Genomic DNA, 19,558 nt, shown 5'->3' on the forward strand with positions numbered 1-19,558 from the left:
CCCCTGTCGCAGTAACGACAGCGCCCTCCGCCTGGCCGCCAACGCCCCCGCCACGGGCCTCCCGCCGTCCCGCACCGAGCCGACATGAACCCACGCCCCGCCCCGCATGCCGCCATCGAACCGCAGCCTGACGCCATCGTGCGCAGCGCCCGTGCGGTGATCGCCACCGAGGCGGCCGCGATCGCCGAGCTGGGCCCGCGCATCGACGGCGCGTTCGTGGACGCCTGCCGGCTGCTGCTGGCCTGCCGCGGCCGCGTGGTGGTCACCGGCATGGGCAAGTCCGGCCACGTGGCGCGCAAGATCGCCGCCACGCTCGCCTCCACCGGCACTCCGGCCTTTTTCGTGCACCCGGGCGAGGCCAGCCACGGCGACCTGGGCATGATCCAGCCCGACGACGTGGTGCTGGCGCTGTCCTACTCGGGCGAGACCGACGAGCTGCTGTTCATCCTGCCGATGATCAAGCGCCAGGGCATCCCGTTGATCGCGATCACCGGCAAGCCGGCGTCCTCGCTGGCCAGCCAGGCCGACGTGCACATCGACGGCAGCATCTCCAGCGAAGCCTGCCCGCTGGGCCTGGCGCCCACCACCAGCACCACCGCCGCCTTGGTGCTGGGCGATGCGCTGGCGATCGCCCTGCTGGAGGCGCGCGGCTTCACCTCGGACGACTTCGCCCGCTCGCACCCCGCCGGCAGCCTGGGCCGCCGCCTGCTGCTCAGGATCAGCGACGTGATGCACGGCGGCGACGACGTGCCGCGCGTGCCGCCCGAGGCCAGCCTCACCGCCGCGCTGGTGGAGATGACCCGCAAGCGGCTGGGCATGACCGCGGTGGTGGACGCCGAGCAGCACCTGCTCGGCGTGTTCACTGACGGCGACCTGCGCCGCGCGCTGGACGACGAGGACGTGAATCTGCGCGGCGCCCGCGTGGCCGAACTGATGACCCGCGGCCCCAAGACCATCGGCCCGGACAAGCTGGCCGCCGAGGCTGCGCAGCTGATGGAAAAACACCAGATCAACGCCCTGCTGGTGGTCGACGACGAACGCCGCGTGGTCGGCGCGTTGAACATTCATGATCTGCTCCGGGCGAGGGTGGTCTGATCCCGATTTGCCTTGGCAAATCGGAAAATCAGGCAAGCCCGCTCTTCGACGCTCTTCGCGACAAAATTTCATGCCCTATCTCGCCAACATCCCCGCCGACATCCTCACCCGCGCCAGCGCCATCCGCCTGGCCGCCTTCGACGTGGACGGCACGCTCACCGACGGTCGCCTCTGGTACGGCGAGGACGGCCACGAGGCCAAGGTGTTCCACGTGCACGACGGCCTGGGTCTGAAGCGCCTGCAGGCCAACGGCGTCGCGGTGGCGATCGTCACCGCGCGGATCAGCCACCCGGTGGCCTTGCGCGCCGAGGAGCTGGGCATCGCCCACGTCTACCAGGGCCAGGGCGACAAGCGCGCCTGCCTGGAAACCCTGCTGGAAGCGCTGAACCTCACGCCCGAACAGGCCGCCTTCGTCGGCGACGACCTGCCCGACCTGCCCGCCATGCGCATCGCCGGCCTCGCCGTGGCGGTGGCCAACGCTCACCCCTGGGTGGCCGAGGCCGCGCACTGGCAGACCCGGCTGCCTGGCGGCATGGGCGCGGCGCGCGAGGTCTGCGACCTGATCCTGCATGCGCAGGGCAAGAGCGCCGCCGAACGGGAGCGCTGGCATTGATCGCGCGCCTGCGCCGCTGGCTGCGCGACCGCAAGCTGGCCAGCGCGATCGTGGTGGTCGCGCTCGGTGTCGGCCTCGCCCAGCTGCTGCTGTGGTGGATGGGACCGGCGCCGAAACCGAACGACTTCGTGGGCCCGCCACGCTCCGGCTACACGCTCACCGACTTCAAGCTCTGGTCCTACAGCCCGGAAGGCCAACTCGCCTTCCGCATGCAGGCACCGCAGCTGGAGCGCCGCGAAGGCGACGAGTCGCTGTACATCAACTCGCCCGTGTTCGACCTCGCGTCCAAGAAGCCCGGCGTGCCGGACTGGCACGGCCAGTCGCTGTACGGCTGGGTGGACAAGAGCGGCAGCCTGATCAAGCTGCAGGGCCCGGTGACCATGCACCGCCCCGCCTGGGCCGATACCACAGCGACGGACCTGGTCTCCTCGGACGTCACCGTGTGGCCGAAGGAGAACCGCATGGAAACCGCCGCGCCGGCGCAGATGACACAGGGCGACAGTAGAATGGACGGGGTCGGCATGCGTGCCAACCTCAACGACAATCACCTGGAGTTGCTCGACAATGTCCATGCCACGTTCCCGCCGCGCAAGCGCAAGTCGTAAGTTCGTCGCCGGCCTGCTCGCCGCGGCGGCATTGGCGCTGCTGCCCACGTTGGCGCTGGCGAAGAAGTCCGACCGCCAGCAGCCGATGAACGTCGAGCACGCGGACTCGTTCGACGGCACCTACGCCCCCAACAGCACGGTCAAGCTGCGCGGCCGCGTGGTGATCACCCAGGGCACCATGAAGATCACCGGCGACCTGGCCACGGTGCATTTCGACGCCGACCAGAACGTCGACCACGTGCAGGTCACCGGCGCGCCCGCGCACATCCAGGAACTGGACGACGCCGGCAACCTGATGACCGGGGACGCGGCGCAACTCGACTACGACAACATCAAAGGCATCGCCGTGCTCACCGGCAACGCGGTGGTCAAGCAGCAGGGCCGCGGCGAGGCGCACGGCGACAAGCTCACCTACAACACCCAGACCAGCGAGATGACCGGCAGCAGCAGCGGCGACAACGCCGTGCACATGACCTTCCTGCCCAAGCCGAAGCCGGGCCAGCCGGCGTCGCCCGCTCCCGCCCACAGCGCACCGGCGGGCGGCAAGTAAGCATGCTGTCAGCCGAAGGTCTGCAGAAGAGTTTCAAGTCGCGGCAGGTGGTGCGCGATTTCGGTTTCTCCATCCGCGAGGGCGAGGTAGTGGGCCTGCTCGGCCCCAACGGCGCCGGCAAGACCACCTGCTTCTACATGGTGGTGGGCCTGATCGAGGCCGATGCCGGCACGATCAAGCTGGACAAGCAGGAGATCACCGGCCTGCCGATGCACCTGCGCGCGCGCCTGGGCATCGGCTACCTGCCGCAGGAGGCCTCGGTATTCCGCCGGCTCTCGGTGGCCGACAACATCCTGGCCGTGCTGGAGCTGCGCGAGGGCCTGTCCCAGCAGCAGCGCGACGGCGAACTGGAAAGCCTGCTGGACGAACTGAAGATCGCCCACATCGCCGGCCAGAAGGGCATCAGCCTGTCCGGCGGCGAGCGCCGCCGCGTGGAGATCGCCCGCGCGCTGGCCGCCAACCCGCGCTACATGCTGCTGGACGAACCGTTCGCCGGCGTCGACCCGATCTCGGTGGGCGAGATCCAGCGCATCGTGCGCCACCTCAAGGAACGCGGCATCGGCGTGCTGATCACCGACCACAACGTGCGCGAGACGCTGGGCATCTGCGACCGCGCCTACATCCTCAACGAGGGCGAAGTGCTGTCGCGCGGCACGCCCGCCCACATCCTCGCCGACGAGAAGGTGCGCGAGGTCTACCTCGGCCGCGAATTCCGATTGTGACGCCGTTCCGGCGGGGACGTCGGGCTATGGCCGCCCCCGCCGGCTGCGGGTAGGATTGGAACCCAGTCCTCCCCACAGGCCGGCATGAAACCCGCACTGCAATTCCGCCTCCATCAACAGCTCACCCTGACGCCGCAACTGCAGTTGGCAATCCGCCTGCTGCAACTGTCGCAACTGGAGCTGGAGGCCGAGCTGCGGCAGCTTGCCGAAAGCAATCCGCTGCTGGAATTCGCCGACGAGAGCGAGGACGAGGTCGCCGCTGACGAGGCCGCGCCGGAAGCCGACTACGTGCAGGCGCCCGGCCCCGCCGAGGCCGCCGCCGATCGCGATGTCGACGGTGGCGACACCGCCGATTGGGCCGACGATGGCGGCGGCAGCGTCGAAACCCCGATCGACTTCTCCAACGGGAGCGGCGGCAGCGGCGCCACGCGCGGCGACGAGGATTTCGAGCCGCAGAACGTCACACCCGAGTCCCTGCAGCAACACCTGCTGTGGCAACTCAACCTCGCCGGCTTCAACCCGCGCCAGACCGCGATCGCCACCGTGCTGATCGATGCGCTGAACGCCGACGGCTACCTCGCCGACGGCATCGAGGCCGTGCGCGCGGCGCTGCCGGCGAACCTCGCCGCCGACCTCGACGAGATCGAGGCGGTGCGCCGCCGCCTGCAGGGCTTCGACCCGCTGGGCGTGGCCAGCCTGGACCTGCGCGACTGCCTGCGCAGCCAGCTGGAACAGTTCGACGCCGCCACCCCGCAGCGCGAGCTGGCGCTCGCCATCGTCGACGGCGAGCTGGAACTGCTCGCGCGCAACGACATCGGCAAGCTGGCGCGCAAGCTGCGCGCCAGCGAGGACGAGGTGGCCGCCGCCGCCGCGCTGATCCGCAGCCTCGACCCGCGCCCCGGCGCGGCGCTGGACACCACCCCGGTGGAATACGTGGCGCCGGACGTCTATGCCGTGAAGGACGGCGGCCGCTGGCAGGTACGCCTGAACCCGGACGCCCAGCCGCGGCTGGGCCTGAACCAGCACTACTGCAACCTGATCGCCCGCGCCCGCGGCGACGACGCCAGCTGGATGAAGGGCCAGTTGCAGGAAGCACGCTGGCTGCTGAAGAGCCTGGAATCGCGCGCCGAGACCCTGCTGAAGGTGGCCGGCGCGATCGTGCGGCGGCAGAGCGCCTTCCTCGACTACGGCCCCGAGGCGATGCATCCGCTGGTGCTGCGCGAGGTGGCCGAGGAGGTGGGCATGCACGAATCCACCATTTCGCGCGTCACCACGCGCAAGTACCTGCACACGCCGCGCGGCACCTTCGAGCTGAAGTATTTCTTCTCCAGCGGCGTGTCCACCGAGGACGGTGGCAGCGCCTCGGCCACCGCGATCCAGGCCATGCTGCGCAAGCTGATCGAGGCGGAAGACCCGCGCAAGCCGCTGTCCGACCAGGCGCTGGCCGAGGAGCTGAAGGGCAAGGGCATCCAGGTCGCCCGGCGCACCGTGGCGAAGTACCGGGAGGGGTTGCGCATCCCCAGTTCCAGCGAACGCCAGCGGATAGTCTGAAGGATGCTCCGATCAATCCCAGTGCAGGCGTCATGATGCCCAGAAGGTTCGCAGATTGTCGTGCGTGGCGCCGCCCAGACTGGCTGTCTGGGCAAGACGCGCGCGGCGATATGCGGACCTTCTGGGCATCACCTCGTCATTTGAATTCAAGCAGTTGAGGCCGGTCTGTCTGCGCGCATCCCTTCGGCCCGCCGTCTTGACAGACAGCCAGTCTGCCTTCGACGACGGTCCTGCGGGCTGCGCGCAGACAGACCGGTGACGCCTACACTGGGATTGATCGGAGCATCCAAAGGGAACTTGCCCACCGGGAAAACGCTCCCATTACCTGTAGTGAAGGATGATCGACGACGCGTTCGGACCCCGTCCGCAACGTGTCCATCCCGCCGCCAAACGCGGCACTGCACCACCAGAGGAGGCGTACCATGCAATTCCAACTCAGCGGCCAGCAGATCGAAGTCACCCCGGCGCTGCGCGCCCATGTCGAATCCAGGCTGGACCGCCTCCAACGCCTCGATGACAAGCTGATCAGCCTCGCCGTGGTGCTCTCCGTGGACAAGCTGCAGCACCGCGCGGACGCCACGCTCGGCGTCACCGGCGCCACCCTGCACGCGCAGGCCGCCGAGGCCGACATGTACGCCTCCATCGACATGCTGTTCGACAAGCTGGTCAACCAGCTGCGCCGCCATCGCGAGAAGATTGTCGACAAGCATCAGCGCGCCGTGCGCGACGAGCGCCAGTACGGCTGATCCGTTCCCCGCAGGCCGCCCGTTGCCGGGCGGCCTGCCCCGCCGAAACACGCACGCCGCCCAAGCTGGCACAATGGCCCTGCCCCGCCGCGAAGCCCACCGGCGGCGCGACGCAAAGGACCGAAGGCTTGGACCGGCTCACCGCACGACAACTCTACGACGGCGTCAACGAACGCATGGGGCTGCGCTGGCTGGCTGGCATGCGCGGCGAATCGCGCGTGCTGGAACCGGGCGCCGCGCAGGCACGCCGGCCCTCGCTGACCGGCTACCTCAACGTCATCTACCCGAACAAGATTCAGATCGTCGGCACGGAGGAGCTGAACTTCCTCGACGGGCTGGATTCGCGCCAGCGCTGGGAGGTGATCCACAAGATCGCCGCCACCCGGCCGGTGGCGCTGATCGTCACCAAGGACCAGTCGGTGCCCTCCGACCTGCGCGAGGTGGCCGAGGAAACCGACACCCCGCTGTGGGTCAGCACCAAGCGCGGCCACGAGCTGCTGACCTTCCTGCAATACCACCTCGCGCGCCAGCTGGCGGCGAAGACCACCCTGCACGGCGTGTTCCTGGAAGTGTTCTCGATCGGCGTGCTGATCACCGGCGAGCCCGGCTCCGGCAAGAGCGAGCTGGCGCTGGAACTGATCAGCCGCGGCCACCGCCTGGTCGCCGACGACGCCACCGAGTTCACCCTGATCGCGCCGGACGTGATCGACGGCAGTTGTCCCGAGCTGCTGCAGGACCTGCTGGAGGTGCGCGGTCTCGGCGTGCTCAACGTGCGCGAGATGTTCGGCCACATGTCGGTGAAGCCGTCCAAGTACCTGCGCCTGGTGATCCACCTGAAACCGTTGCGCGAGGGCGAGGACATCGACGCGCTGACCCGCCTCACCGGCGACATCGGCCACCGCGAGGTGTTCGACGTCAAGGTGCCGATGATCACCATCCCGGTGGCGCCCGGCCGCAACATCGCCGTGCTGGTCGAGGCGGCGGTGCGCAGCCACGCGCTGAAGAGCAAGGGCATCGACCCCGCGCAGACCTTCATCGACCGCCAGGCGCACCAGCTGCGCCGACTGCCGCCTTGGTGATGCCATGAACGAAGACCATTCGCCGCCGCCCAGCCCCTATACCGACCCGCACGAGACGCACCTGATCGTGCTCACCGGCATGTCCGGCGGCGGCAAGACGGTGGCACTGCGCGCACTGGAGGACCTGGAGTTCTACTGCGTCGACAACCTGCCGCCGGCCCTGCTGCCGCAGCTGGTGGACGCGGTGTGCCGCGGCGCCGGCCGGCGCCGGCGCATCGCGGTGGGCGTGGACGTGCGCAACCGCGGCGACGACTTCGAGCACCTGCCCGAGGTGCTCTCCGCACTGGCCGCCACCGGCGTGCAGCTGCACCTGATCTTCCTCGACTGCAGCAATGAAGTGCTGCTCAAGCGCTACTCGGAAACCCGCCGCCGCCACCCGCTGGCAACGCGCGGCATGTCGCTGGCTGACGCCATCGGCAAGGAGCGCCGCCTGCTGCGCCCGCTGATGGCGATCGCCGAGAAGGTGATCGACTCCAGCGAGCTCAACGTGCACCAGCTGCGCCGGCTGGTCGCCACCGGTTACGCGCAGGCGACCGAGGGCATGACCCTGATGTTCCAGTCTTTCGCGTTCAAACGCGGGCTGCCGCTGGATTCGGATTTCGTGTTCGACGCGCGCTGCCTGCCCAACCCGCACTGGCAACCGCGGCTGCGCCCGCTCTCCGGCAAGGACGCGCCGGTGCGCGAGTACCTGGACGGCGAGCCGCTGGTCGCCGAATACCTCGCCGACACCACGCGCTGGCTGGACACGTGGCTGCCGCGCTTCGAGCAGGACGACCGCAGCTACGTCACCATCGCGATCGGCTGCACCGGCGGCCGCCATCGCTCGGTGTACCTGGTCGAGCAGCTCGCCGCGCACTACCGCGAAACGCGCGAAGGCGTGCTCACCTTCCACCGCGAGCTGGACTGATCGGCATGTCGACACAACGAACAGAACAGGCAGGTGCACAGCCATGAGCGTGGGCGTGATGCTGATGACCCACGAGGCGGTCGGCCAGGCGCTGATCTCCGCCGCCCACCACGTGATGCCGAAGCTGCCGCTGCAGGTGGAAGCGGTGGAAGTGCCGCCACAGGCCGACCCCGACGTGATGCGCACGCTCACCGCCCGCCACGCGCGCGCGCTCGACCAGGGCGAGGGCGTGTTGGTGCTGGCCGATCTCTACGGCGCCACGCCATGCAACATCGGACTGTCGCTCGGCTCGCTGGGCGTGCGCCTGCGCTGCGTCTCCGGGCTCAACCTGCCGATGCTGCTGCGCGTGCTCAACTACGCGGAAAAACCACTGGACGAACTGGCCGAGATCGCGGCAAGCGGCGGCCGCGGGGGGATCTTCATTGACCATGCTTGAAAGAGAAATCGTGGTGTCCAACAAGCTGGGCCTGCACGCCCGCGCCTCGGCCAAACTGGTGCAGCTGGTGCAGGGCTTCAAGTCCACCGTACTGCTGGTCAGCAAGGGGCGCGAGGTGAACGCGCAGAGCATCATGGGCGTGATGATGCTCGCCGCCGGCATCGGCACGCCGCTGACCGTCCGCGCCGACGGCCCGGACGAACAGGCCGCGCTCGACGCGGTGGTGGCGCTGTTCGAGCGCAAGTTCGACGAGGGAGCGTAACCACGATGAGGCACGTCTTGCCCGGCACCCTCGCCTCGCGCGGCATGGCGCTGGGCCGTGCGCGGCTGGTGCAGCCCAGCCGCTACGCGGTGGACACCCGGCCACTGGCCGAGGATGAGATCGGGCCCGAGCTGGAACACCTGCACCGCGCGCTGGACACCGCACGGCAGGAACTGCGCGAGCTGCGCGGCAAGCTGCACGGCGCGCTGGCACGCGAGGTCAACGAGTTCATCGACGCGCACAGCCTGCTGCTGGATGACGCCGAACTGCTGCGCGGCCTCGACGACCTGGTGAAGATCGGCCACTACCGCGCCGGCGCCGCGCTGAAGAAGCAGCGTGATCGCCTCGCCGCGGTGTTCGAGGCGATGGACGATCCCTACCTGCGCAGCCGCAAGGAGGACATCGACCAGGTGATCGCCCGGGTGGTCTCCGCGCTGCAGCGCCACACCACGCCGGAGGAGCGCAAGCTGGCCGCGCGCGTGGGCGAGATCCTCGTCGCCGACACCATCGCGCCGGCCGACATGGCCCAGCTCGCCGGCAACGGCCTGCTCGGCGTGGTCACCAGTTCCGGCAGCGCGTATTCGCACAGCGCGATCCTCGCGCGCAGTCTCGGCCTGCCGATGCTGGTGGGCGCGCGCGACGCGCTGGCGTTGCTGCACGACGACGACCTGATCCTGCTCGACGCCGAGCGCGGCGAAGCGATCGTGCACCCCACCGCGCAGGACCTCGCCCGCTACCGCGCCTGGCAGCGCGAGGTCGCCGCCGAAGGGCGCCGCCTCGCCACCCTGGCGAACGCACCCACGCGCACCCGCGACGGCATCGAGATCCGCCTGCTGGCGAACGCGGAAACTCCCGCCGACGTGGCACTGGCACGCACCCGCGGCGCCGACGGCGTGGGCCTGTACCGCACCGAGTTCCTGTTCCTGCGCCACAAGGGGCTGCCGTCGGAAGACGAGCAGTTCATCGCCTACCGCGACCTGGTGCTGGGCATGGGCGGCTTGCCGGTCACGATCCGCACGCTCGACCTCGGCGCCGACAAGGCCGACGCGGCGGGCCTGGTGCTGCGCGGCGAGGACAACCCCGCGCTGGGCGTGCGCGGCGTGCGGCTGTCGCTGCGTTATCCGGCGGTGTTCACCACGCAGATCCGCGCGATCCTGCGCGCCGCCTGCTACGGCCCGATGCGCGTGCTGGTGCCGATGGTGACCCAGCCGGACGAACTCATCGCGGTACGCACGCTGTTCAAGCTGGCGCGCCAGGACCTGAAGCGCGAGAGCATCGACCTACCCGAGAAGCTGCCGCTGGGCGCGATGATCGAGGTGCCCGCCGCCGCGATCAACGTGCGCGCCCTGCTCGAACATGCCGACTTCCTCGCCATCGGCACCAACGACCTCGCCCAGTACGTGCTCGCCGCCGATCGCGGCAACGACGCGCTGGACAACATCTACACCCCGCTGCAGCCGGCCATGCTGCGCCTGCTCTCGCACGTGATCAGCTCCGGCCGGCGCGCGAAGAAGCCGGTGAGCCTGTGTGGCGAGATCGGCGGCGACGTGAACTTCACCGCGATGCTGCTCGCGCTCGGCCTCAACGAATTCAGCATGCACCCCAGCCAGCTGCTGCAGGTGCGCGACCGCCTCGCTACGCTCGACCATGCCGCGCTGCGCGGCCACGCCACCCGCCTGTTGCGCGCCACCACCCACGAGCAGGTCGCCGAGCTGCTGGCGCAGTTGGCGCAGTGATTCCGCCTTGCGCCCCTCTCCCGCTTGCGGGAGAGGGGCTGGGGGAGAGGGCGCGAAGCTTCAGCGACTGAGGCCCGCCTGCGCGATGAACGCATCCAGCAGCGCGCCGCGGTACTTCTGGCGATGCACCAGCATCGAGAGTTTGCGGCGCAGGTCGAGGAACGGCGTCTTCAGCGCCTTCAGCCGGCCGGTGGCGAGCGCGTCGGTGACCGCCACCTGCGGCAGGCAGGCGATGCCGAGGCCGGCGATCACCGCCTGCTTGATCGCCTCGATCTGGTCCAGCTCCAGCACGGTCTCGCCGGGCGGCAGCTGCGACAGCACGCGCTCGCTGGTGGCGCGGGTGGCCGAGCCCGGTTCGCGCATCACCCAGCGCGCGCCGGCGAAATCGGCGGGCTTCAGCGTGCGCTTGTGCGCCAGCGGATGATCCGGCGGCGCGCACACCACCAGCAGGTCGTCGCGCCACGGCCGCACCTCCAGCTGCGGGTGCGTCACCGGCCCCTCCACGCAGCCGAGGTCCAGGCTGTGCTCCAGCATCGCCGCGGCGATCGCGTCGGTGTTTGCCACACGCAACCGGATCGCCACCTGCGGATGCGCGCGCACGAACGCACCCAGCAGCTCGCCCACGCGGTAATTGCCCACCGTGTTGCTGGCACCGATGCGCAACTCGCCGGAGAGCGCATCACCGTCCTCGCGGCCGCGGCGACCGAACTCGGCGTGGCGCTCCAGCAGTTCCTGCGCCAGCGGCAGCAGCTCGCGGCCGCGCGGGTTGAGCCGCAGCCGGCCGCGCTCGCGCGCGAACAGCGGCGCGTCAAGCTGCCGCTCCAGCTCGGCCAGCGCCATGCTGGCGGCCGGCTGGGTCATGTACAAGCGCTCGGCCGCGGCGCGCACGCTGCCCAGCAGCGCGATCTGCACGAACACCTCGAGCTGGCGCGGGCTGATGTTGTTCATCATTCGATCTTATACGAACGATCAGATTTTCCAAGTTTTGCTGATTGATGGCGACGAGGACAATGACGCATCCCCACCATGCGCCGCCCCATGAATACCCCACTCGCCGCCGCCCTCGCCCGCCCCACCCTGCGCAGCCGCGCACCCGGCCTGCTGCTCGCCGTCGCCATCGCGCTGCTGGCATGGTGGCTTGGGCGACTGGTGCCGCTGATCGGCGGCCCGGTGTTCGGCATCCTGCTCGGCATCGCGGTGCGCAACACCGTCTCGCCGGATGCGCGCTTCACGCCCGGTATCGCGTTCGGCGGCAAGCAGGTGCTGCAGTGGTCGATCATCGCGCTGGGCTTCGGCCTCAGCCTCACCCAGGTGGCGAAGACCGGTCTGGAATCGCTGTCGGTGACCCTGGTGACGCTGACCGTAGCCTTCCTCTCTGCGTGGGCGCTGGGCCGCTGGCTGGGCGTGCACGACAAGCTGAAGATCCTGATCGGCGTGGGCACCGCGATCTGCGGCGGCTCGGCGATCGCCGCGGTGACGCCGATCATCAAGCCCGACGAGCACGACACCGCGTTCGCGATCTCCACCATCTTCCTGTTCAACGTGGTGGCGGTGTTGCTGTTCCCGCTGCTCGGCCACCTGCTGCACCTCAGCGACCTCGGTTTCGGCCTGTGGGCCGGCACCGCAATCAACGACACCTCCTCGGTGGTGGCAGCCGGCTACAGTTACAGCAGCGCGGCGGGCGACTACGCCACCATCGTCAAGCTCACCCGCGCCACGCTGATCATCCCGATCTGCCTGATCCTCGCCTTCGCGGTGGCCGCGCGCGAAAAGAAGAACGGCGCCGCCGACTTCAGCCTGCGCCGCATCTTCCCGTGGTTCATCCTGTGGTTCCTGGTCGCTTCAGGCATCCGCACCGTCGGCCTGATTCCCGCCGCGCTGCTGCCCATGCTGCACGACCTCGCCGAGTTCCTGATCATCGTCGCGCTCACCGCCATAGGTCTTTCCGCGAACCTGCGCAGGATGATCGCCAGCGGCGCGCGGCCGATCCTGCTGGGGCTGGGCGTGTGGGCGGCGGTGTCGGTGAGCAGTCTCGCGGTGCAGTTGTTGATCGGGAGGCTTTGAACCCGATTCCAAGACATGGTCCGGGAGTAGGAATCAAGGAATAAGCGCGGCTACTGCCCCGGCATCGCGTGAAGATCCATTTCGAATGAGGTGAAGAAAGGCGCACTCGGTGGTTGAAACAAAACCAGGTGCGCCACCTTTTCCTCAAAGCAGACCGCAAGATCTGAATCCCCGTCGCGCCATGTGGCGACAACCTTGCCTTTCGAGTCAAGCTTCGCCACGACGACAAATGGCGGCAGGTCATTCGACCTCGCCCCAGAGAGGCATTGCGGCAATATCTGGCTGATCGCCTTGCCCTGGGATTCGAGCAGCGTTTGGGCTCTCGCCCCATGTATCGAAGCTTCGTCACGGTCAGCAAGCGCCTTGGCCTCGCTGAAGCCGAGTGATGCAGCCAAGGCAGGCTGCATCGCTACCGCCAGAATGCAGAAAGCGATCCAACGCATATGCCCGTATCCCCTGATGCAAAATGATCTTCGGACGGAGCATATCGCACAATCTTTCGGATTCCGCACGGTGCGTGCAGAACCTTGGATCACAGCATCAAGGAAGCTGGCCCACCTACCTTGCAGGATGCAGCGAGACGGCTTTCAGGCCTTCCCCTGCTCCACCAGCGTCAACGCCACCTTGTCGCGCAGGTACACCGGCAAGGCCTGTTCGGGCGGCAGCGCGCGGCCGGCCTTGAACTCGCGCGCGGCGAGTTCGGCCACGTGCACGGCCTGGGGATAACGCGCACCGTCGGCGTAGCGCGGCGCCACGCCCAGCCGCGTGCGCAACGCGGCTTCGTAGGTCGCCCAGCCGCTGCCAACCACCTGCCAGGCACGGACTTCGGGCAGCCGCAGGGATTCGGCGGTACAGACGCGCTCGTCGTCCAGCGCAACGAGTCCGCCTGCGCCGTCGCGGCGGTAGCTGGCGGCGTAGATTTCGCCCATGCGCGCGTCGATCACGGCGAGGATGGCGGTGTCGGCGTCGCCCGGTGCTTCCAGCGCCAGCGCGGCCAGCGAAGACACCGTGACCACGGGCAGGTCCAGCGCCAGCGCCATGCCTTGCGCCAGCGACACCGCGAGGCGCACGCCAGTGAATGCGCCGGGGCCGCGACCCACCGCGATCACGTCCAGCGCATGCTTGCCCAGGCCCGCTTCGGCCAGCAGCTCGTCGGCCATCGGCAGCACGCGCTCGGCGTGACGGCGCGGCGCCAGTTCGCTGCGGGCGATCACTTCGTCGCCGTGGATCAGGGCGACGGAGCAGGCTTCGGTGGCGGTTTCGATCGCAAGCAGGTTCATGGCCGCTCCATGATAGCCGTTGACGGAACGTGCGACGCCGGCACTCCGGCCGTCGTGCCTCGCCGGCTGGCCGCCATTCGCGTGGGCCAGCACCCGCATGCCGGAAGGATCATGTGCGCGCACCTCGCCAGGGAGTGCCCATCACATCAGCGGGAAGGGCGCTGCGGGAGGCGGCAACGGCCGGTTCGGGGTCGGCACGATGGCATGGCCCGGGAAGCGGGGGGTCGCTACGACGCTTGCACGGCGGCCAGGCTGTCCCGCGTGATGCCGGCGATGGACTTCGCGCCGGTCAGGGTCATCGCCACGCGCATCTCGCTGGCGATCAGGTCGAGCAAGTGCGCCACGCCCTGCTCGCCGGCCGCGGCCAGCGCGTAGACGAAGGCGCGGCCCAGCAGCACGCCGTCAGCGCCCAAGGCCAGCATGCGCACCACGTCCAACCCCGAGCGCACGCCGGAGTCGGCGAGGATCTTCAACTCACCCTTCACCGCATCGGCGATGGCCGGCAGCGCGCGCGCCGAGGACAGCACGCCATCGAGCTGGCGCCCGCCGTGGTTGGACACCACGATGCCGTCGGCGCCGAAGCGCACCGCTTGCTTCGCGTCCGCGGGATCGAGGATGCCCTTCAGCACCATCGAGCCCTTCCACGATTCGCGGATCCATTCCAGATCGCGCCAGCCGATCGCGGGGTCGAAGTTCTTGCCCAGCCAGCCGATGTAATCCTCCAGCCCGATGCGATGACCGAGGTAGGCCGACACGTTGCCGAGGTCATGCGGACGGCCCCGCAGGCCCACGTCCCACGCCCAGCGCGGATGACACATGGCCTGCCAGATGCGACGCAAGCCGGCATGCGGGCCGGACATGCCCGAATGCGCGTCGCGGTAGCGCGCGCCCGGCACCGGCATGTCCACGGTGAACACCAGGGTGCGCACGCCGGCCACCCACGCGCGTTCCAGCACGCTCTGCATGAAGTCGCGGTCCTTGAGCACGTAGAGCTGGAACCAGATCGGCCGCGACACCGCGCGCTGCACTTCCTCGATGGGGCACACCGACACCGTGGACAGGGTGAGCGGCACGCCGCGGCTCGCCGCCGCTCGCGCCGCCTGCACCTCGCCGCGGCGCGCGTACATGCCGGTGAGACCCACCGGCGCCAGCGCCACAGGCAGGGCCAGCTTCTCGCCGAACAACTCGGTGGAGAGATCGACCGTGCCGACCTCCCCAAGCACGCGCTGGCGCAAGGCGATGCTGCGCAAGTCTTCGACGTTGCGACGCAGCGTCGCCTCGTCGTAGGCGCCGCCGTCGATGTAGTGGAACAGGAACGGCGGCAGGCGGCGCTGCGCGGCGGCGCGGTAATCCATCGCGGAGGAAATGATCATGGTTCGCCACTCTGCACCGCCGCGCCATGGCACGCAACGCCGCGGATCACTCCACCGCGGCGATCGCCGCGCGCAGCTGCCGGTAGCCTTCCACCAGGCGCGGGCCGGGCCGGCCGAGGAAGGCTTCGCTGATCGCGTGGATGTGATGGTTCGCCACCGCCGGCACCTCGCGCCAACCCTCGCGGGCACGCACCTTGTCGGCGCGATAGTTTTCGACCTTCACCCCGCACCAGCTCATCGCCACGATGTCGGGCCGCTGCGCCGCTGCGTCCGCCAGCTCCAGCGGCACGCTCTTGGCATCTACGTCGCCCCAGGGATTGCTGCCGCCCGCGCGCTGGATGAGGTCGTTGACCCAGGAGCGCCTCGCCGCGGCGATCACTGGCTTGGGCCACCACTCCACCAGCACGCGCGGCCGCTGTCCCGTCGGCTCCACCGTCGGCATCGCCGCCTCCATCTTCGCCACCAACGCCTCACCGCGCGCCGCCACGCCCAGCGCGGCGGCGATGCGACGGATATCTCCGTACACGTCGGCCAGCGATTGCGGATCGCACACCAGCGTCCGCAGCCCCGCGGCTTCCAGCTCCGCCACCACGCGCTCGTGGCCCGGCACGGTGAGCGAAGTCAGCACCAGCTCGGGTTCGAGCTTCAGCACGGCCTCGATATCGAGGTCGAGATCACGCCCGGTCTTGGGCAAGTCGGCCACGACCTCGGGCGGATAGTCGGAATCCGCATCCACGCCCACCAGCATGCCGCCGCAGCCCAGCGCGCAGACGATCTCGGTGTTGGAGCAGGTGTGGGAGAAGACGCGCATGGCTGGATCAGGCATCGGCCACCACGGTGCCCTGGTGGTACACGATCTTCCAGCCGTCCGGATCGCGCTGCCAGATCGTGGCGCGGCGCGTCACGCGCTCGCCCTGCCGCAACGTGTAGGTGAGCAGGTAGACCGCGCCGGCAAGCTGGCGGCAGTGGAAATCACTGGTTTCCCACGGGTCGGGCGACGGATCGCGCTGGCGCTCGTCCAGCACATCGAGCACATGCTCGCGGCTGTAGCGGCGGCCGGAGGCGCCCACTTCCCAGAAATCCTCCGTCGTCATCACCAGATGATCGGCGCGGCTGCTCCCGCATTCCGGGCGATGGAAGATCGGCTCGCGCCGGCGCAGCTCGTCCAGCACACCGGCGAGCCGGGGATCGGTGACCAGGTTCGGTTCCACGTCGACTTCCTCCCGGCGGCGGTGCATCAGGCCGGCGGCTGCCACAGTTCGACGCGGCTGCCTTCGGGGTCGGTGATCCAGCCGAAGCGTCCGAACTCGCTCTGCTCGACGCGTTCGTCCACCGCGACGCCGGCGGCGCGCAGTTGCGCCAGCAGCGCGTCGAGGTCGTCGACGCGGAAGTTCAGCATGTACGACTGCGGGCCGCCGCCGAAGTAGCCGGTGTCGGCGGCGAACGGCGACCACAAGGTATAGCCGGCGCGCCGTTCGTCCTCGGCGAAGCGGGCGCCGCCCCACTCCTCGACGTCCAGGCCCAGATGCTGCGCATACCACGCGCCGAGTGCGGCGGGGTCGCGCGATTTGAAGAAGATGCCGCCGAGTCCGGTGACCTTTGCCATCGTTCAATCCTCGCTGGGTTGTGCTCCCTCTCCCCCGACTTTGTCGGGGGAGAGGGTTGGGGGTGAGGGGGCGCACTTGATCTTGAAGTTTCTGAAGAGCAAGAGCTACCCCCTCACCCTAACCCTCTCCCCCATCGCAAGCGATGGGGGAGAGGGGATCAATCGCGGCACGCGGGAGGGCATTCCCGAAGAATGCCTGCACGTCGGCCAGTGCGCGGGTGCGCGGCATGGCCGGCAAGCTGGCGAGGAACAGTTTGCCGTAGTTCTTGCCGGTGAGGCGCGGATCGCACAGCACCAGCACGCCGCGGTCGGTGACGCTGCGGATCAGCCGGCCGGCGCCCTGCTTCAGCGCGATCGCCGCGGCCGGCACCTGCCAGCCCATGAAGGGGTTGATGCCCTGCTGCTCCAGCGCCTCCAGCCGCGCCACCAGCACCGGATCGTCGGGCGCGGCGAACGGCAGCTTGTCGATCACCACCACGCTGAGCGCATCGCCGGCCACGTCCACGCCTTCCCAGAAACTCGCCGCGCCGAGCAGCACGCCGTGGCCGGAGTGGCGGAACTCCTCCAGCAACTGGTGGCGCGGCGCCGTGCCCTGCACGAACAGTGGCCACGGCACGCGCGCGCGCAGCAGCTCGGCGGCGCGGCGCAGCGCGCGGTGCGAGGTGAACAGCAGGAAGGCGCGGCCGTTCGAGGCTTGCAGCACCGGCAGCACGGCGTCGAGCACGCGCTCGGTGTAGTCGCGCGCGGCCGGATCGGGCAGGCCTTCCGGCAGGTAGCACAACGCCTGCCGCGCGTAGTCGAACGGACTTTCCAGCAGCAGCGCCTGCGGCTCGTCCAGGCCAAGCTGGCGGGCGAAGTGCTCGAACCGGCCGGCCACCGACAGCGTGGCCGAGGTGAACACCCACGCGGCTCCGCTGCGCTCGCGCATCGCACGCAAGGGCGCCGCGAGATCCAGCGGCGTGGCGTACAGGGCGAAGCCGCGCGGGAACAGCTCGTACCAGCGTACGTCGCGTTCGGAACCCCGTTCGACGATGCGCTCCAGCCGCTCGGCCAGCAGCGCGGCGCGCTCGTGCGCGTTGGCCAGGCCGCGCGAACGCTCGGCCTGCGAGGCCAGCAGGTCGGCCAGCGTGGCCAGCAGTTCGCCCACCTCGTGCAGGCCTTCGCGCACCGTGTCGACAGCTTCCAGCGCACCGAACGCGCCGCGCGACGGCAGCGGATCCATCGCCAGGCGCAGGCGTTTCAGCGCGTCCTGCAGCGCCTCCACCGGCTCCAGCAGCAGGCCGATCGCGCCGGTGACGCCGCTGCATTCGCGCAAGGCGTCCTGCGCCAGTTCCGCAAGCTGGCGCGCGCTCACGCTCTGCGAGAAGAACTGCCCGGCCAGCTCGGGCACCTGGTGCGCCTCGTCGAGGATGAAGGCCGAGGCACCCGGCAGGATCTCGCCGAAACCCTCCTGCTTCAGCGCGAGGTCGGCGAACAGCAGGTGATGATTGACCACCACCAGCTGCGCCTCCTGCGCCTCGCGGCGCGCCTTCACCACGTGGCAGTCGTCGTAGAACGGACACTCCACGCCCAGGCAGTTCTCCGGCGTGGAGGTGACGCGCGGCCACAGCCGAGATTCCTCCGGCACCTCGGCCAGCTCCATGCGGTCGCCACGGCGCGTGCGCGCGGACCACGCGCGTATCGTCGCCAGTTGCGCGGCCTGCGCCTTGTCGAAACTCGCCCCCTCGCGCACGGTCTGGTCGAGCCGGTACAGGCAGAGGTAATTCGCGCGCCCCTTCAGCAGCGCGGTCTTGACGCGCGCATCCAGCACCGAGCGCACTTTCGGCAGGTCGCGGAAATACAACTGGTCCTGCAGCGCCTTGGTGCCGGTGGAGACGATCACGCGTTCACCGGACAGCAGCGCGGGCACGAGGTAGGCGTAGGTCTTGCCGGTGCCGGTGCCGGCCTCGGCGATCAGCGTCTCGCGCCCGGCGATGGCCTCGGCCACCGCGGCGGCCATCGCCTGCTGCGCGGCGCGCGGCGCGAAGTTCGGCAGCTCGCGCGCGAACGGGCCGTCGGCGCCCAGCAGCGCGGCGACACTGTCCGGCTGCGTATCGTCGAATTCGATCATCGCCGCAGTATCGCCCAGCGCCTGCACGCGGCAAACCCGTTTCGTGCCAGTTGCGTGATGGCAGCCAGCGCCCCTGCCCGGCGAAAACCCTCCGACAACCCGGTGGCGCGGGGGCACCACCGGGTTGCCGGAATGCGCCCTCCCGGCGCAGACCTGCATGCTTGCAGGCAAGACATGCATACCACTCCAAGCTGCCGGGCCGGCGGCGTGTCCCGGACACGCCGGCACGCCGCGGAACGCCACGGGCCGCCGCGACGGCTCCGGAACGCCCGGACCATCGCCAGCCACGACAGGCGTTCCGGCCCGTCTCGGATAGTCAGACGTTCGAGCGGCGGAAAATTGAAATGGCGGCCGTCATGCGTCACAGGCGTCTGGCGTGGCGGGCGTTTCGGGCTCACCATGCCGCCACATCGCCATCGGGAGACGCGTCGTGAGCATCGAGCTGCGGATGTTGGCCTGGAGCGTCGTGCTGGGACTGGTGCAGATAGGCATCGCCACCCTGGGTTTGCTCGGCCAGCGCGGGCTGGGCTGGGCCGCCGGTGCGCGCGACACGACTCCGCCCGCGCTCGCCGGCCTGGCGGGGCGGCTGGACCGCGCCCGCGCGAACTTCCTGGAGACGTTCCCGTTCTTCGTCGCCGTGGTGCTCGCCACGATCGCCCTGCAACGGCACGATGCGACGACCGCGCTCGGCGCCCAGCTGTATTTCTGGGCGCGGCTGGCCTACGTGCCGATCTACGCGGCGGGCATTCCGTACCTGCGCACGCTGGTGTGGGCGGCGAGCCTCGTCGGCATCGTGATCCTGCTCGGCGCGCTGTTCTGAGCG

At 69.5% G+C, this 19,558-nt stretch carries 22 protein-coding genes; 14 read left to right on the forward strand and 8 right to left on the reverse strand.

What is annotated here, in order from left to right:
* Window positions 1–84: 84 nt before the first annotated feature.
* The 12 genes from AB7878_RS04900 to ptsP all read left to right on the forward strand — a co-directional run bounded on the left by AB7878_RS04900 (window position 85) and on the right by ptsP (window position 10,302).
* Window positions 85–1,095 carry a KpsF/GutQ family sugar-phosphate isomerase gene (locus AB7878_RS04900; protein WP_369493279.1) on the forward strand — a complete coding sequence of 337 codons (1,011 nt, stop codon included), beginning with the start codon at window positions 85–87 and terminating at the stop codon, window positions 1,093–1,095.
* A 70-nt stretch (window positions 1,096–1,165) separates the two neighbouring features.
* Window positions 1,166–1,708: a KdsC family phosphatase gene (locus tag AB7878_RS04905; RefSeq protein ID WP_369493280.1), complete on the forward strand. Its 543-nt coding sequence runs from the start codon at window positions 1,166–1,168 to the stop codon at window positions 1,706–1,708.
* Complete coding sequence (lptC, locus tag AB7878_RS04910; RefSeq protein WP_369493281.1) at window positions 1,705–2,313, forward strand: LPS export ABC transporter periplasmic protein LptC; 609 nt, start codon at window positions 1,705–1,707, stop codon at window positions 2,311–2,313. Before AB7878_RS04905 ends, lptC begins: the two co-directional genes overlap by 4 nt.
* The gene (gene lptA, locus AB7878_RS04915) at window positions 2,279–2,863 is read left to right on the forward strand and encodes a lipopolysaccharide transport periplasmic protein LptA (protein WP_369493282.1); all 585 of its coding nucleotides are present in this window, start codon (window positions 2,279–2,281) and stop codon (window positions 2,861–2,863) included. Before lptC ends, lptA begins: the two co-directional genes overlap by 35 nt.
* Window positions 2,864–2,865: 2 nt before the next feature.
* Complete coding sequence (gene lptB, locus AB7878_RS04920; RefSeq protein ID WP_369493283.1) at window positions 2,866–3,585, forward strand: LPS export ABC transporter ATP-binding protein; 720 nt, start codon at window positions 2,866–2,868, stop codon at window positions 3,583–3,585.
* Window positions 3,586–3,669: 84 nt separating this feature from the next.
* Window positions 3,670–5,136 (forward strand): RNA polymerase factor sigma-54, encoded by a 1,467-nt coding sequence (locus AB7878_RS04925; protein WP_369493284.1) that lies wholly within the window; start codon window positions 3,670–3,672, stop codon window positions 5,134–5,136.
* A gap of 422 nt (window positions 5,137–5,558) precedes the next feature.
* Window positions 5,559–5,882, forward strand: coding sequence for a ribosome hibernation-promoting factor, HPF/YfiA family (gene hpf / locus AB7878_RS04930; RefSeq protein ID WP_369493285.1), 324 nt, complete (start codon window positions 5,559–5,561; stop codon window positions 5,880–5,882).
* 128 nt (window positions 5,883–6,010) lie between these two features.
* A complete protein-coding gene (gene hprK / locus AB7878_RS04935) occupies window positions 6,011–6,961 on the forward strand; it encodes an HPr(Ser) kinase/phosphatase (protein ID WP_439653766.1) in 951 nt (316 codons plus the stop codon).
* 4 nt (window positions 6,962–6,965) lie between these two features.
* Window positions 6,966–7,868: an RNase adapter RapZ gene (gene rapZ / locus AB7878_RS04940; protein ID WP_369493286.1), complete on the forward strand. Its 903-nt coding sequence runs from the start codon at window positions 6,966–6,968 to the stop codon at window positions 7,866–7,868.
* 43 nt (window positions 7,869–7,911) lie between these two features.
* Window positions 7,912–8,304: a PTS sugar transporter subunit IIA gene (locus AB7878_RS04945; RefSeq protein WP_369493287.1), complete on the forward strand. Its 393-nt coding sequence runs from the start codon at window positions 7,912–7,914 to the stop codon at window positions 8,302–8,304.
* Window positions 8,297–8,566 (forward strand): HPr family phosphocarrier protein, encoded by a 270-nt coding sequence (locus tag AB7878_RS04950; protein ID WP_369493288.1) that lies wholly within the window; start codon window positions 8,297–8,299, stop codon window positions 8,564–8,566. The genes AB7878_RS04945 and AB7878_RS04950 overlap by 8 nt, the downstream gene beginning before the upstream one ends.
* A 5-nt stretch (window positions 8,567–8,571) precedes the next feature.
* Window positions 8,572–10,302, forward strand: a complete 1,731-nt coding sequence (ptsP, locus tag AB7878_RS04955; protein WP_369493289.1) for a phosphoenolpyruvate--protein phosphotransferase — start codon at window positions 8,572–8,574, stop codon at window positions 10,300–10,302.
* A 60-nt stretch (window positions 10,303–10,362) separates the two neighbouring features.
* On the opposite strand, the gene AB7878_RS04960 is transcribed toward ptsP, so the two are convergent.
* The gene (locus AB7878_RS04960; protein WP_369493290.1) at window positions 10,363–11,250 is read right to left on the reverse strand and encodes a LysR family transcriptional regulator; all 888 of its coding nucleotides are present in this window, start codon (window positions 11,248–11,250) and stop codon (window positions 10,363–10,365) included.
* Between the two features lie 90 nt (window positions 11,251–11,340).
* On the opposite strand from AB7878_RS04960, the gene AB7878_RS04965 reads away from it, so the two are divergent.
* Window positions 11,341–12,366 carry a YeiH family protein gene (locus AB7878_RS04965; RefSeq protein WP_369493291.1) on the forward strand — a complete coding sequence of 342 codons (1,026 nt, stop codon included), beginning with the start codon at window positions 11,341–11,343 and terminating at the stop codon, window positions 12,364–12,366.
* Between the two features lie 50 nt (window positions 12,367–12,416).
* Here AB7878_RS04965 and AB7878_RS04970 read toward each other — a convergent pair whose 3' ends face one another.
* The 7 genes from AB7878_RS04970 to yoaA all read right to left on the reverse strand — a co-directional run bounded on the left by AB7878_RS04970 (window position 12,417) and on the right by yoaA (window position 18,735).
* Window positions 12,417–12,809 (reverse strand): hypothetical protein, encoded by a 393-nt coding sequence (locus tag AB7878_RS04970; RefSeq protein ID WP_369493292.1) that lies wholly within the window; start codon window positions 12,807–12,809, stop codon window positions 12,417–12,419.
* A gap of 144 nt (window positions 12,810–12,953) precedes the next feature.
* Window positions 12,954–13,646, reverse strand: a complete 693-nt coding sequence (tsaB, locus tag AB7878_RS04975) for a tRNA (adenosine(37)-N6)-threonylcarbamoyltransferase complex dimerization subunit type 1 TsaB (RefSeq protein ID WP_369493293.1) — start codon at window positions 13,644–13,646, stop codon at window positions 12,954–12,956.
* A 227-nt stretch (window positions 13,647–13,873) separates the two neighbouring features.
* Window positions 13,874–15,019 (reverse strand): FMN-dependent L-lactate dehydrogenase LldD, encoded by a 1,146-nt coding sequence (gene lldD / locus AB7878_RS04980; RefSeq protein ID WP_369493294.1) that lies wholly within the window; start codon window positions 15,017–15,019, stop codon window positions 13,874–13,876.
* A 46-nt stretch (window positions 15,020–15,065) separates the two neighbouring features.
* Window positions 15,066–15,830 (reverse strand): ABC transporter substrate-binding protein, encoded by a 765-nt coding sequence (locus AB7878_RS04985; protein ID WP_369493295.1) that lies wholly within the window; start codon window positions 15,828–15,830, stop codon window positions 15,066–15,068.
* A gap of 7 nt (window positions 15,831–15,837) precedes the next feature.
* A complete protein-coding gene (locus AB7878_RS04990) occupies window positions 15,838–16,230 on the reverse strand; it encodes a nuclear transport factor 2 family protein (RefSeq protein ID WP_369493296.1) in 393 nt (130 codons plus the stop codon).
* Between the two features lie 26 nt (window positions 16,231–16,256).
* Window positions 16,257–16,625: a VOC family protein gene (locus AB7878_RS04995; protein WP_369493297.1), complete on the reverse strand. Its 369-nt coding sequence runs from the start codon at window positions 16,623–16,625 to the stop codon at window positions 16,257–16,259.
* 118 nt (window positions 16,626–16,743) lie between these two features.
* Complete coding sequence (gene yoaA / locus AB7878_RS05000; protein WP_369493298.1) at window positions 16,744–18,735, reverse strand: DNA repair helicase YoaA; 1,992 nt, start codon at window positions 18,733–18,735, stop codon at window positions 16,744–16,746.
* A gap of 430 nt (window positions 18,736–19,165) precedes the next feature.
* On the opposite strand from yoaA, the gene AB7878_RS05005 reads away from it, so the two are divergent.
* Window positions 19,166–19,555, forward strand: a complete 390-nt coding sequence (locus AB7878_RS05005; protein WP_369493299.1) for an MAPEG family protein — start codon at window positions 19,166–19,168, stop codon at window positions 19,553–19,555.
* The last annotated feature ends 3 nt before the right edge of the window (window positions 19,556–19,558 follow it).

It is taken from the genome of Rhodanobacter humi, assembly GCF_041107455.1.
Lineage (GTDB): Bacteria > Pseudomonadota > Gammaproteobacteria > Xanthomonadales > Rhodanobacteraceae > Rhodanobacter_A.

Coding starts and splice junctions, on each gene's coding strand:
- ptsP (WP_369493289.1), top strand. CDS start 8,572: ATGAGGCACGTCTTGCCCGGCACCCTCGCCTCGCGCGGCATGGCGCTG.
- AB7878_RS04900 (WP_369493279.1), top strand. CDS start 85: ATGAACCCACGCCCCGCCCCGCATGCCGCCATCGAACCGCAGCCTGAC.
- AB7878_RS04995 (WP_369493297.1), bottom strand. CDS start 16,625: ATGGCAAAGGTCACCGGACTCGGCGGCATCTTCTTCAAATCGCGCGAC.
- AB7878_RS04985 (WP_369493295.1), bottom strand. CDS start 15,830: ATGCGCGTCTTCTCCCACACCTGCTCCAACACCGAGATCGTCTGCGCG.
- AB7878_RS04970 (WP_369493292.1), bottom strand. CDS start 12,809: ATGCGTTGGATCGCTTTCTGCATTCTGGCGGTAGCGATGCAGCCTGCC.
- AB7878_RS04945 (WP_369493287.1), top strand. CDS start 7,912: ATGAGCGTGGGCGTGATGCTGATGACCCACGAGGCGGTCGGCCAGGCG.
- AB7878_RS04925 (WP_369493284.1), top strand. CDS start 3,670: ATGAAACCCGCACTGCAATTCCGCCTCCATCAACAGCTCACCCTGACG.
- hpf (WP_369493285.1), top strand. CDS start 5,559: ATGCAATTCCAACTCAGCGGCCAGCAGATCGAAGTCACCCCGGCGCTG.
- AB7878_RS04965 (WP_369493291.1), top strand. CDS start 11,341: ATGAATACCCCACTCGCCGCCGCCCTCGCCCGCCCCACCCTGCGCAGC.
- AB7878_RS04960 (WP_369493290.1), bottom strand. CDS start 11,250: ATGAACAACATCAGCCCGCGCCAGCTCGAGGTGTTCGTGCAGATCGCG.
- AB7878_RS04905 (WP_369493280.1), top strand. CDS start 1,166: ATGCCCTATCTCGCCAACATCCCCGCCGACATCCTCACCCGCGCCAGC.
- lldD (WP_369493294.1), bottom strand. CDS start 15,019: ATGATCATTTCCTCCGCGATGGATTACCGCGCCGCCGCGCAGCGCCGC.
- rapZ (WP_369493286.1), top strand. CDS start 6,966: ATGAACGAAGACCATTCGCCGCCGCCCAGCCCCTATACCGACCCGCAC.
- tsaB (WP_369493293.1), bottom strand. CDS start 13,646: ATGAACCTGCTTGCGATCGAAACCGCCACCGAAGCCTGCTCCGTCGCC.
- yoaA (WP_369493298.1), bottom strand. CDS start 18,735: ATGATCGAATTCGACGATACGCAGCCGGACAGTGTCGCCGCGCTGCTG.
- lptA (WP_369493282.1), top strand. CDS start 2,279: ATGCCACGTTCCCGCCGCGCAAGCGCAAGTCGTAAGTTCGTCGCCGGC.
- AB7878_RS04950 (WP_369493288.1), top strand. CDS start 8,297: ATGCTTGAAAGAGAAATCGTGGTGTCCAACAAGCTGGGCCTGCACGCC.
- lptB (WP_369493283.1), top strand. CDS start 2,866: ATGCTGTCAGCCGAAGGTCTGCAGAAGAGTTTCAAGTCGCGGCAGGTG.